Raw genomic sequence first — 12,482 nt, 5'->3', positions numbered from 1 at the left:
ACGATAATGTTAATCGGCCCAACGGCTGCGCAAATAATTCACCGCATCCTGGGTTTGTGGCTGATTAAGGTAATTTTCGCGGAACAAAATGGTGCCGTTAATTTGCGGTAGCGACTCGTTGAGATCGAGTTGCTTTTTTAACTCCGGCACGCCGTTATTCACCGTCCAGTCAGGTTCGCTTTTCGACGCTTCGCCGATTTTATACAGTGCCACACCGATATAGAGCCGCGTATGCGTTGGCTTCACCACGTCCGCCCACCAGTGGGCTAACACGTCGTAACGGGCGGCCTGGCGCGCAAACGGCCAGTAAAGCTGCGGCGCGATGTAATCCAGCAGTCCCATTTGCACCCAGCGACGCGTATCGGCGTAGGCTTCGTCGTAGGCGGCCGCGCCGCGCGTGTCGGAGCCCGCCGCATCATGCGACAGATTGCGCCACACGCCTGCCGGGCTGACGCCAAATTCTACGTTCGGGTTCAGTTGCTTGATGGTGCGCGACACCTGCTCAATTAATAGCAGCGTGTTGTTGCGCCGCCAGTCAGCTTTCGATGCAAAACCCTGACCATATTGGCGGAACGTGGCGCTGTCGTTGAGGGTTGAACCGGGCGTTTCGGTATAGAAATAGTCATCGAACTGCACGCCGTCGATCGGATAGTGCGACACCACTTCCGCAACGATGCTGGTGATCCAGTCGCGCGCGGCGGGGATGCCGGGATCGAGCACGAAGCGGTCGCTGGCGGTGCGGATCCAGTCGCGATGCAGCACAAATACGCTGGCCGGTTGCAGCGCAAGCGTATTATTCAGCGCGTTAACCGTGGAAGGTTTGACGTTGGTCGAGACGCGATATGGGTTGAACCACGCGTGCACCTTCATGCCGCGTTTGTGCGCCTCATCCAGCATAAATTTCAGCGGATCGTAGCCGGGATCTTCACCAATCCTGCCGGTGAGCATATCTGACCACGGCAAGATGCTGGAGCGCCACAGCGCGGTGCCATCCGGCTTTACCTGGAAAAATACCGTATTGATGCCGAGGCTTTTCAGTTTATCTAGCTTATCGGTCAACGCCTGTTGCTGCTGGTGGATGCGGTTGGCCGGGCTGGCATTCACGGAATTGATTGGCGGCCAGTCGAGGCGTGAAACGGTGGTGAGCCACACGCCGCGTACCGGTTCTTTGCTCAGCGCTGGTTTAGTCGGCATTGGCGGTTTGGTGACCGTCGGCAACGGCGTGACCAGCGATTTCGGTGGCGGCGAGGAGCAACTGGCCAGTGAGAGGGCGACAGCAATGGCGACCAGCGCAGCGGATTTTTTATAGGTGTTAACCCAGGGAAAACGATGTGAACAGGCTATGATAAACTCTCTTTTTTGCAACTTTCTGTTCGAAGAGCCTCATTCTCTTATCATGCGAACTAAAGTCAATAATGGTGTCATGGTTTGCACGATGAATCGCGCCGCTACTGATAAGTACGGGATTTTGTAGCGTCGCAATGAATTGCACGCAGTAAATTTATTTGAGGAACCCAAAACCTATGCAATACGAAGACCTTTATCGCCGTATCGGCCAGATCATCTTTAGCTGTGGCCCGCAAGGTGCGCGGGAATTGATCGTTCAGGCTGAACTGTTTGCGGACGATGATGGCGGGCAGTTTCAGTTCGATTACATCGATGAAAACGGTGAACCGGATTGGTTTGAACCCGATGCGCGCGCGATAGGCGATCTCTCGGAGGCGCTGAAAGATTTTCAGCAGTACTTCGTGGATAACAACATGACCAACGGTCTGCCGGTGTGGCGTAAATGCGCGATAAACCTCAACGTGCAGGAAGAAGCCATCAGCATCGACGTGCAGTACGACTAAGTTCCGCGGCATCCTTGCCTGGAAGTTATGCGTTACGAACGTAACGCCACCATCTCCTCGTTTTTCCGCGCCACGCGTTTGCGATGCACAATACGGCTGGCGGCGACGACACCCAGCGTCAACAGGCCGGTGGCGATAATCTCTGGACGGTGTTGTTGGTTGAAAAGCATGGCAACCAACACGCCAACGATGAACACCATCGTCGCCCACGTCAGGCCAGGGAACAGCCACATGCGATAGCTGAGGATTTCACCGCGCGCTTCGCGCTTTTTACGCAGCACCAGATGAGAAGCGGCGATCACCAGATACACCAGCAACGCGATGGCGCCGGAACTGGCGAGCAGGAACTCAAATACTGCGCTCGGCGCCAGATAGTTAGCGATCACCGCGAGGAAGGCCGCCGCCGTGGAGAGCAACACCGCTACCCACGGCGTGCCGCTGCGTGTAGTGCGCGACGCGACGGCAGGCGCATCTTCACGACGTGAAAGCGAATAGATCATGCGCGATGCGGTATACAGCGCAGAATTGAGACAGCTACACACCGCAATCAACACCACCACATCAACGATCTGCTTAGCGTAAGGCACGTTCATCATCTGCATCGCTGTCTGATAAGAACCGGCTTTCATCAGCGACGGCGTATTCCACGGCACCAGCGCTACCACGATGAAGATCGACAGCAGATAGAACAGCGCGATGCGCCAGATCACCGAGTTGGTGGCCTGGGTGATTTGTTTCTTCGGCTCGCGCGATTCGGCGGCGGCAATGGTGACAATCTCGGTGCCCATAAAAGAGAACATGGTCGTGAGGATCGCCGCCAGCACCGCGCCGATGCCGTTAGGCATAAAGCCTTGCGTGTCATACAGATGTGAGATCCCCTGCGTGCTGCTGCCCGGCATCAAACCGAATACCGCTAAACTTCCCGCGCAGAGGAACGCCACAATCGCCACCACTTTCAGCAGGGCGAACCAGAATTCAAACTCGCCATAGTTTTTGACGCTGAATAGGTTGCTGATGGTCAGGAACGTGGTGATCGCCAGCGTGTATTCCCACACCGGAACCTGCGGAAACCACGAATGCAGAATGGTGCCAGCGGCATTGGCTTCCAGCGGGATCACTAACACCCAGAACCACCAATAAAGCCAACCGATGGTGAAGCCGGCCCAGCGGCCCAGCGATTTGTCGGCGTAGGTGGAGAAAGAGCCGGAATCCGGTGACGCCACCGCCATTTCTGCCAGCATGCGCATAATCAGCACCACCAACGCGCCCGCGGCGATGTAGGCCAGCAGTACCGCCGGACCGGCTTCGGCGATCGCATGACCAGAGCCAACAAACAATCCGGCACCAATTACGCCGCCAATCGATAACATCCGTACATGGCGCGGCTTCAAGCCTTGCGCCAGTACATCGGCATTCTGTGAACTCATCAATGTTTCTCCAAAGCGTCTCTCAGGCCGCGCGACGCGCAGCCGGGTTACAACAGGTGAGAAGCCCAGCCCGCCGCGCGAGCTGGGTAGATTGTTACGAATCGGCGTGTTGACTCAGCACATTGCTGAGGATCTCCAGCGCCTGGCCGAACTGCGCATCAGGAATGGTGAGCGGATAGAGGAAGCGGATGACATTGCCCTGCGGGCCACAAGTAAGCAGCAGCAGCCCACGCGCCATCGCGTGTTGCTGGATGGTTTGCGCGGTTTGCGCGCTGGCGAACTCCACCGCAATCATCGAGCCAAGGCCGCGAATGTCGGTGATGGAGGAACACTGGCTGCGTGCGCTGTGCAGGAAATCGGTTAACTGAGTACCGAGTTGTTGCGCACGTTCGCACAGCTTCTCGTCGGCTATCACTTCCAGCACCGCATGCGCCGCGGCAATTGCCAGCGGATTGCCAGCGTAGGTGCCACCCAAGCCGCCTGGACCCGGCGCATCCATAATCTCGGCCCGGCCGCTGACCGCCGATAACGGCATGCCACCCGCGAGGCTTTTCGCCATGGTGATGAGATCCGGTTTCACCGTATAGTGATCCATCGCGAACAATTTGCCGGTGCGGGCAAAGCCGGTTTGTACTTCATCGGCAATCAGCAAAATGCCGTGCTCATCGGCCAGCGACCGCAGGCGGTTGAAGAATTCAGGCGGCGCGACGTGGAAGCCGCCTTCGCCCTGAATTGGCTCCAGCACGATGGCCGCAACATCCTGTGGCGCGATGTCCTGCGTGAAAATATCCTGCAAGCTGGCCAGCGCATCATCAACGCTGATGCCGGTAACGCTGTTGGGATAGCGCGCGTGCCACACCGACGCGGGCATCGGACCGAAGTCGCGTTTGTAAGGGGCCACTTTGCCAGTCATTGCCATTGTCATGAAAGTACGACCGTGGAAGGCGTTGCCGAAGGTGATGATGCCGTGACGACGCGTCGCCGCACGCGCCACTTTTACCGCGTTTTCTACCGCTTCAGCGCCGGTGGAGAAGAACGCAGTTTTGGCTTTACCGGCAATCGGCACCACGCGGTTGAGGCGTTCCGCCAGCGCCACATAGCTCTCATACGGCGTCACCTGGAATGCGGTATGGGTAAATTTCTCTAACTGATCGGCAATCGCCTGCACGATGCGCGGATGGCGATGCCCGGTGTTCAGCACCGCGATGCCGCCAGCGAAGTCGATCCAGCTGTTGCCTTCACCATCGCGCAGCGTGGCGTTCTCCGCGTGCTCTACATACCACTGACAAAGATTGCCGGTGCCGCGTGGCAGGGCATCATCTTTACGTTGCTGCAACTGGCTGTTTTTACCTTCCATAACCTTTCCTTAGCGATAAGCGTCTTTACAAATCACGACAAACACGCTTATTTATGCCTGCGCTGAGTTATCTTGCCAGAGCCACTTTCAGTGAAAAGAGGGGAGCCAATTGCGAAGTTTGTACGCCGATCATGTATTAGAGCGCATGCAGTTTATGCCGGAAGGGACGTTGCAGCAGCGTTTGCTGAGCTGTATGCAAGCCGCTATCGCAGAAGGCATTTTCCCGCGCGCCACGCGCTTGCCCGCCACGCGCGATTTGGCTCGCGAGCTGTCGGTGTCGCGCAACACGGTGTTGAACGTGTATGAGAATTTGATGGCACAAGGCTACGTAACGGCGCGTACCGGCAGCGGAACATGGATTGCAGAAAATTTGCCGGAGGGATCGCTGAACACGCCGCGCAACGTGGCGCCGATCGAAACGTTAACCGCGAAACCGGCGGCGATTTCCAAACGCGGCGCTTCGCTGCTCGGCCATGCCAATGCCTCGCCATATCAGTGGGGCGCTTTTGTGCCTGGCGCGCCGGATGTCACGCAGTTCCCGCATAAACTCTTCAGCCAGATTCAGGCGCGTCTAAACCGTGAACCGGATATTGAACGGCTGATCTACAGCAGCAATGGCGGCTGTGCACAGCTGCGTGCTGCGCTGGCGGAGTACCTGAGCGTGGCGCGTTCGGTACGCGCTGATGCCGACCAAATCATCATCACTGAAGGGATTCATCAGGCGGTGGATTTGGTTTCGCGCGTGTTGTGCGATCCCGGCGATCTGGTGTGGATCGAAGAGCCTGGTTATTGGGGGACGCGCAATCTGCTACGCATCAACGGACTGAAAATCAATGCCATTGCGGTGGATGAGCAGGGATTGATCCCCGATTTGCCGCCGCGCAGTCGCGCACCGAAGATGATTTTCGTGACACCGTCACATCAATATCCGCTGGGCGTGCATCTCAGCCTGGAGCGGCGCAAGCAGCTGCTCGATCTGGCGCGCAAACACAAAACCTGGCTGGTGGAAGATGATTACGACAGCGAGTTTCGTTTCTCCGGCCAGCCGTTCCCGTCGTTGCAGGGCTTTGAGCCGGATGCGCCGGTGATTTATATGGGCACTTTTAGCAAGACGCTCTATCCGGCGCTGCGTCTCGGTTATCTGGTGGTGCCAAAAGCGCTGGCGCAGCCGCTGCGTGTGGCGGCGGCGGAACTCTATCGCGGCGGGCATTTGCTGGTGCAGCGCGCGCTGGCAGAGTTCATCCAAAAAGGGCATTACATGTCGCACATTCGCCGCATGCGCAAGCTCTACAGCCAGCGGCGGCGCTTTATGGTGAGCCTGATTGAGCGTTATGTGGGCGCCGATTTTCTGCCGGTAGTGAATCATGAGGCGGGATTGCACCTGGTAATGAATTTGCCAACCGGCTGCGACGATGTGGCGGTCGCCGCGCTGGCGCTACGGCGCGGCGTTAAGGTGCGGCCGTTGTCGCAATATTATATGCATCCGCAGGAGCGGCGCGGCTTGTTGTTGGGTTTTGCCTGCGTCGATGAGCGGCAGTGTCAGGATGCGTTTGGTATTCTCAAAGGTTGTCTGGTCGAGGCAAAAATCATTTAAACAGTGAATAATCCGTAGCGGCGCAACTTGTTGCGCAATGTATATGGGCAAAACACGCGCAATAAATGGCGCCGCTACGAAGGGTGCTCTATCGCTGGCCGATTGTATTTAGCCGCTGCACAATTTCTGGCGTAAGTGTCACTTCGCTACTCGCCAGGTTCTGCTTCAGGTGCTCCGGCGATGACGTTCCCGGAATCAGCAGAATATTAGGCGAACGCTGCAGCAGCCACGCCAGCGCCACCTGCAGCGGCGTAGCATTGAGCTCATTCGCTACCTCGCTCAGCTGATCCGATTGCAGCGGTGAAAATCCGCCGAGTGGGAAAAACGGCACATAAGGAATGCCTTGCGCTGCCAGCTGGTCGAGCAGCGCCTCATCCTGACGATTGGCCAGATTATAGAGATTTTGCACGCAGGCGATCGGCGTCATCGCCTGGGCATCGGCCACCTGTTTAGCCGTCACATTGCTCAGACCAATGTGTCGAACCAGCCCGCGCTCTTTTAGCTTGATCATCGCTTCAACCTGCGGCTCCAGCGAACCCTCTTTCGGTCCGTGCACGTCCAGCATCGAACGCAGATTGACCACTTCCATCACATCAAGCCCAAGGTTGCGCAGGTTATCCTCCACCGCTTGCGTTAGCGCTTCTGGCGTGAATGCCGGTAACCAGCCGCCTTTATCGTTGCGGCGCGCGCCCACTTTGGTGACGATAACCAGATCGTCGGCGTAAGGATGTAACGCTTTTTTGATCAGCTGATTGGTAATGTGCGGACCGTAGAAGTCGCTGGTATCAATGTGATTCACGCCTGCTGCGACCGCATCGCGCAGCACCTGTAAAGCACGCGCTTCATCTTTCGGCGGACCAAACACGCCGGGACCGGCTAACTGCATGGCACCGTAACCGAGTCGTGCAACCTGGCGGTCGCCAAGGGTGTAAGTCAATGCTGGATGAGACATGGAAAGCTCCTTCGTCAGTGTGTGGTTAGATTGTAATCGCCAAAACGCTGTGCGACTATCCGTACAAATCAGGACACAGTGTACGAGGTAGCGAACAATGGCATTAGATATTGCCTTGCTGCACGCGGTGGTGGCGGTGGCCAAAGCAGGCGGGTTTCGCGAGGCGGCGCGCATAACCGGCAGTAATCCGTCGCGCTTAAGTGATGCGGTGCGGCGTGCCGAAGAGCAACTTGGCGTACGGTTGTTTAATCGCACCACGCGCACCGTGGCGTTAACTGAAGCCGGCAGGGCGCTGATGTCGCGCCTGCTTCCGGCGATGAACGAAGTGGATGCGGCGCTGGATGCGTTGAACACGTTCCGCGATACGCCGGGCGGCACCTTGCGCTTAAACGTGCCGGTGAGCGCCGCGCGCATTGTGTTACCGGCGATTGTGCCGGGATTTCTAAAGCGCTATCCCGATATCCAGCTGGAAGTGGTGGCGGAAAGTAATGTGCAGGATGTGTTCCGCGATAGTTGTGATGCCGGCATTCGTTATGACGATCATCTGGAGCAAGACATGGTGGCGCTGCCAATCGGTCCGCGCACCCAGCGCTTTGCCCTGGCGGCATCTCCCGCGTATCTGGCGCAATTCGGTAAACCACAGCATCCGCGCGACTTAGTGCAGCATCGCTGTTTACACGGACGCTATGCGACTGGCGTTATTGCCGAATGGGAATTTACCTGCGGCGAGGAAACCGTGCGCTTGCAGCCGAAAGGTCCGCTGATTTGCAGTATCGGCGCGGCGATGGACTTGACGGTAGAAGCGGCAATCGCTGGCTGCGGCGTGGTCTACTTATTTGAGGATTGGATTAGACTGGCGCTGAGTGATGGCAGCCTGCAGCCGATTCTGCCGGATTGGTGGCAAAGCTTCTCTGGCCTTTGGCTCTATTACAACGATCGCCGGTTGATTCCGGCGCCGCTACAGGCGTTTCTGGATTATGTGCGCGAACTGAATTCAGGTGCAGAAGCGAAAAAAAGCCGATAACCGTTGCCAGTTATCGGCTTATTCGCATCACAGGTAATTATGCGTTTAGCAGCTGATTCGCGGTTTTCTCAACCAGCGCCAGCAGGAGTTTAACATCTTCCAGCGTGACGGTTGGGTTCAGCAAGGTCAGCTTCAGGCAGGTTACGCCCTGATTCTCGGTCACACCTACGTTGGCGCGGCCTGAATCCAGCAGCGCATCGCCGATACGCTGGTTGAACAGCGCAATCTGAGCAGTATCGGTCAGTTGCTCTGGACGATAGCGGAACAGCACGCTAGCCAGCTGAGGCTGCATTACCAGCTCCAGACGTGGTTCAGAGGTGACAAACTTCGCCACTTCCTGCGCCAGCGTCACACCGTGATCGATGATCGCCGCATACTGTTTCTGACCCAGCGCTTCCAGGCCCATCCACAGTTTCAGCGCATCGAAACGACGCGTGGTCTGCAGTGATTTCGATACCAGATTCGGTACGCCGGCCTCTTCGTCAAACTCAGAGTTCAGGTAAGCCGCCTGATAACGCATCAGCTCGTAATGACGCTCATCTTTCAGCAGGAACGCACCGCAGCTGATGGTCTGGAAATACTGTTTATGGAAGTCCAAAGTGACGGAATCCACCCGCTCCAGGCCATCGAGGTAGTCGCGATACTTCTCGGACAGCAGCAGCGCGCCGCCCCATGCTGCATCAACGTGTACCCAAATGTTGCGCTCGGCAGCAATGCCGGCAATTTCACGCAGCGGATCGATAGCACCGGCATCGGTGGTACCGGCGGTCGCCACGATCGCCAGGATCTGTTCGCCGTTAGCGTCGGCCTGCGCCAGTTTGGCTTTCAGGTCTGACACGTCCATACGGGCGAACTCATCAGACTTCACCTGCACCACAGATTGGTAGCCATGGCCAAGCAGCGCCATGTTCTTCTGTACGGAGAAGTGCGCGTTTTCAGAACACAGCACTTTGATCTTACGCAGATCGCCAGTGATCCCGTGCTGCTGCACCGAGTGACCCTGGCGCTGATAGAAGGCGTCGCGCGCCAGCATCAGACCCATCAGGTTGCTCTGGGTGCCGCCGCTGGTGAACACACCGGCGTCGCCAGCAGGGTAACCCACTTGCGCACGCAGCCATTCGATCAGTTTGATCTCAATGATGGTGGCAGAAGGGCTCTGATCCCACGAATCCATACTCTGATTGGTGGCGTTGATCAGGACTTCTGCCGCCTGACTTACCACCAGACTCGGGCAGTGCAGATGCGCTACACATTGTGGGTGATGCACTGAAAGACTGTCTTTCAGGAAATATTCAATCGCGCGTTCAATCGCGGCCTGGTTACCCAGGCCGTTTGGATTGAAGTCGAGCGTGATACGCTCGCGCAGTTCGGCAACGCTTTTGCCTTGATACATCTCAGGCTGTTGCAGCCACTGCACAACCGCGGCGCTGCTCTGGGCAATCGCCTGCTGGTACGCCTCAATGCTTTGTGCAGAGGCGGCCAGAATCGGGTTTACTTCAGACATTTACTCTTCCAATCAAACAGGTTTGACGCCAGCGCCAATCAGCGCCTGCTCAAATTTATCCAGGAAAATCGCCAGCTCATCGTTGGTGATCAGCAGTGAAGGCAGCAGACGCAGAACTGCGCCATGACGGCCACCGCGCTCCAGAATCAGACCTGCTTCGAAGCACTTCTTCTGCAGCAGCGCAGAGAGTTCGCCGTCAGCCGGGAAGCTGCCCATGTGATCGGCCGCTTCGTTCGGTTTAACGATCTCAATACCGATCATCATGCCGAGACCACGAACGTGACCAATTACCGGGAAGCGTTTCTGCATCGCGGCCAGCTGCTGTTTCAGCCATTCACCCTGCGCGGCCACTTTGCCTGCAATATCCTGCTCTTTGAGGATTTTCAGCGTGGTCAGGCCGGTAGCCATCGCCAGCTGGTTGCCACGGAAGGTGCCGGTGTGATGACCCGGTGACCAAACGTCGAACTGCTTTTTGATGCCCAGCACAGCCAGTGGCAGACCGCCGCCCACAGCTTTAGACATCACGATGATGTCTGGCTCGATGCCGGCGTGTTCGAAGGCGAAGAATTTGCCGGTACGGGCAAAGCCAGCCTGAACTTCGTCGAGGATCAACAGAATGCCGTGTTCCTGCGTCACTTTACGGATGCGCTGCAGCCACTCAGCGGGAGCTGGGTTCACGCCGCCTTCGCCCTGAACGGCTTCGAGGATTACTGCTGCAGGCTTACGCACGCCGCTTTCCACGTCGTTGATCAGGTTGTCGAAATAATAGGTCAGCGCTTTCACGCCAGCTTCACCACCGATACCCAGCGGGCAACGATACTGATGCGGATAAGGCATGAACTGCACTTCTGGCATCATGCCATCAACCGCTTCTTTCGGTGCCAGGTTACCGGTGACGGACAGCGCGCCGTGCGTCATACCGTGATAACCGCCAGAGAAGCTGATCACGCCGCTACGGCCAGTGGCTTTCTTCGCCAGTTTCAGCGCGGCTTCAACCGCATCGGCACCCGAAGGGCCGGTGAACTGCAGGCAATAATCTTTACCCTGGCCTGGCAGCAGCGAGAGCAGAGACTCAGAGAACTGATCTTTCAGTGGAGTAGTCAGATCAAGAGTATGTAACGGCAAGCCGCTGGTAATGACATTTTGAATGCTCTGGAGAACATCAGGATGGTTGTGACCCAGTGCCAGCGTCCCTGCGCCAGCCAGACAGTCAAGATATTGTTTATTCTCAACATCTGTGATCCACACGCCATGGGCTTTAGCGATAGCTAAAGGCAGTTTGCGCGGGTAACTCCTGACGTTAGATTCAAACTCAGCCTGACGGGCTAAGAATGCGTCGTTATTTCCGTTGAATGCATTGGCACCAAAACTATCAATACGGACTTTATCCGTCATCATATCTCTCCTTCAACCGGGGCACGTAAGGCTCGCCAATTGACTAATTGAACAAAAAAGTAACAGCTGTGAAAAAACGCGGCCAATATAGAGCCTTTTGACCTACATCACAATGATTAATTTTGTTTAGATTTGTTTACTCTTTCCATATATGAATCAGGGCGTTGGCCAGAAATTGGCCACTTAATTTCGCACCTCAGTTGGGGTGGTTAAAAAATAATCGAATGAATAAAGAGACTTATAGCCGCTAAGGCGATCCACGGACCAAAGGCGATGACGTGATTGAGCTCGCGCTGCCCGCTAACTCTGGAAATCAAAACACATAAAATAGCGCCGCCCGAAGCCAATAAAAGCACCCAAGGTAAAAGCGACCAGCCCAACCAGGCGCCGATTGCAGCCAGCAGTTTTGCATCGCCCATCCCTAATCCCTCAATCCCTCTAATCCATTGATATAAAATTGATAGCGCCCACAACAAGCAATATCCCGCTATGGATCCCCATACCGCTTCTTGTAATGAGCCGGGTAGCCATCCCATCGCTTTAAACAGCAGCGCAATCCACAGCAAGGGCAGCGTAATCACATCCGGTAAAAGCAGATGTTCGAGGTCAATAAAGGCTAATACCGTTAACGCCCAGAACAATATGAGCGCGCCAGCAATTGCATATTGACTGGCATCAGCCAGATAAGCAGCAGCGTCAGAAGCGCGGTAATTATCTCCACCTGTGGATAACGCCCGCTGATTTTACAATGGCAATAACGGCATTTACCGCGTAACAGTAACCAACTTATGAGCGGAATGTTGTCGCGCCAGCGCAGCGCGGTGGTGCATTGGTGGCAGTGAGAGGGCGGACAACACACATTTAGCGGAGTGTTCGGGTGCACTATTTGCAATGGCAACCGCGAGATCACCACGTTAAGAAAGCTGCCTACGGCCAATCCTAATAGGCCACTAATTAAGCCATATACGTATTCCATTACTCATACCTCGCGCCATCCAGGCTTGTCGTTGCCAGGACTTTACGCCGAAGCGAGGATAGGTGCGAGAGGTAAAAGGGCGTTACAGCGGCATACATCGGGATTGCAGAGCGGGCTCCAGAAATGGAGAGGAGAAGATTAAGCTTGCTGCTTGAACAGCTGAATCGCTTCCTGAACATTGCTGGTATTCAATGACATTACGCGGTCGTTATTAAGGAACACATCGTAGTGGCCGGCGTTATAGCGGAACACATATAGATCGCCGCGATAGCGCAATCCTTTGGTTTTCACCCCAATATGGTGGCGGCGCAGCGCTGCCTGAGAAAGTCTGTCAGTAGCCGTACTCATCGCATTATCCTCCAGACGTTATAAGACATATCCTGACTTAGTATAGGGTCAAAAC

Annotated in this window: 12 protein-coding genes; 3 read left to right on the top strand and 9 right to left on the bottom strand. The window is 56.0% G+C overall.

Annotated features, from left to right (window positions below):
* Window positions 1-9: 9 nt before the first annotated feature.
* Window positions 10-1,347 carry a glycoside hydrolase family 10 protein gene (locus tag FCN45_RS19650; protein WP_371419618.1) on the bottom strand — a complete coding sequence of 446 codons (1,338 nt, stop codon included), beginning with the start codon at window positions 1,345-1,347 and terminating at the stop codon, window positions 10-12.
* Between the two features lie 176 nt (window positions 1,348-1,523).
* Here FCN45_RS19650 and FCN45_RS19645 point away from each other — a divergent pair, with 176 nt between their 5' ends.
* Complete coding sequence (locus FCN45_RS19645) at window positions 1,524-1,850, top strand: hypothetical protein (RefSeq protein ID WP_101761446.1); 327 nt, start codon at window positions 1,524-1,526, stop codon at window positions 1,848-1,850.
* Between the two features lie 32 nt (window positions 1,851-1,882).
* Here FCN45_RS19645 and gabP read toward each other — a convergent pair whose 3' ends face one another.
* Window positions 1,883-3,277 carry a GABA permease gene (gene gabP, locus FCN45_RS19640; protein ID WP_101761447.1) on the bottom strand — a complete coding sequence of 465 codons (1,395 nt, stop codon included), beginning with the start codon at window positions 3,275-3,277 and terminating at the stop codon, window positions 1,883-1,885.
* A gap of 94 nt (window positions 3,278-3,371) precedes the next feature.
* Entirely contained in the window at window positions 3,372-4,634 is a 1,263-nt protein-coding gene (gabT, locus tag FCN45_RS19635) for a 4-aminobutyrate--2-oxoglutarate transaminase (RefSeq protein ID WP_137386926.1), read from the bottom strand.
* Between the two features lie 109 nt (window positions 4,635-4,743).
* Between gabT and FCN45_RS19630 the strand changes: the two genes are divergently transcribed.
* On the top strand, window positions 4,744-6,228 hold the full coding sequence (locus FCN45_RS19630; RefSeq protein ID WP_210421290.1) for a PLP-dependent aminotransferase family protein: 1,485 nt from the start codon (window positions 4,744-4,746) through the stop codon (window positions 6,226-6,228).
* Between the two features lie 88 nt (window positions 6,229-6,316).
* On the opposite strand, the gene FCN45_RS19625 is transcribed toward FCN45_RS19630, so the two are convergent.
* Window positions 6,317-7,180 carry an aldo/keto reductase family oxidoreductase gene (locus FCN45_RS19625; RefSeq protein WP_137386925.1) on the bottom strand — a complete coding sequence of 288 codons (864 nt, stop codon included), beginning with the start codon at window positions 7,178-7,180 and terminating at the stop codon, window positions 6,317-6,319.
* Window positions 7,181-7,277: 97 nt separating this feature from the next.
* On the opposite strand from FCN45_RS19625, the gene FCN45_RS19620 reads away from it, so the two are divergent.
* Window positions 7,278-8,204 carry a LysR family transcriptional regulator gene (locus FCN45_RS19620; protein ID WP_137386924.1) on the top strand — a complete coding sequence of 309 codons (927 nt, stop codon included), beginning with the start codon at window positions 7,278-7,280 and terminating at the stop codon, window positions 8,202-8,204.
* A 37-nt stretch (window positions 8,205-8,241) separates the two neighbouring features.
* Here the strand turns inward: FCN45_RS19620 and FCN45_RS19615 are convergent, their stop codons facing one another.
* From FCN45_RS19615 to FCN45_RS19600, 5 genes are all read right to left on the bottom strand, one after another.
* A complete protein-coding gene (locus FCN45_RS19615) occupies window positions 8,242-9,708 on the bottom strand; it encodes an aspartate aminotransferase family protein (protein WP_110866939.1) in 1,467 nt (488 codons plus the stop codon).
* Between the two features lie 12 nt (window positions 9,709-9,720).
* Window positions 9,721-11,106, bottom strand: coding sequence for a diaminobutyrate--2-oxoglutarate transaminase (locus tag FCN45_RS19610; protein ID WP_110866938.1), 1,386 nt, complete (start codon window positions 11,104-11,106; stop codon window positions 9,721-9,723).
* Between the two features lie 206 nt (window positions 11,107-11,312).
* On the bottom strand, window positions 11,313-11,744 hold the full coding sequence (locus tag FCN45_RS23905) for an A24 family peptidase (RefSeq protein WP_371419610.1): 432 nt from the start codon (window positions 11,742-11,744) through the stop codon (window positions 11,313-11,315).
* Window positions 11,729-12,079 carry an A24 family peptidase gene (locus FCN45_RS23900; protein ID WP_371419609.1) on the bottom strand — a complete coding sequence of 117 codons (351 nt, stop codon included), beginning with the start codon at window positions 12,077-12,079 and terminating at the stop codon, window positions 11,729-11,731. The genes FCN45_RS23905 and FCN45_RS23900 overlap by 16 nt, the downstream gene beginning before the upstream one ends.
* Window positions 12,080-12,217: 138 nt before the next feature.
* On the bottom strand, window positions 12,218-12,427 hold the full coding sequence (locus FCN45_RS19600; protein ID WP_101761453.1) for a hypothetical protein: 210 nt from the start codon (window positions 12,425-12,427) through the stop codon (window positions 12,218-12,220).
* Window positions 12,428-12,482 lie beyond the last annotated feature (55 nt).

Source organism: Pantoea sp. SO10, assembly GCF_005281435.1.
GTDB lineage: Bacteria > Pseudomonadota > Gammaproteobacteria > Enterobacterales > Enterobacteriaceae > Pantoea > Pantoea leporis.
The sequence above is the reverse complement of the archived record's forward strand: the minus strand, read 5'-3'. Positions and strand labels throughout refer to the sequence as shown.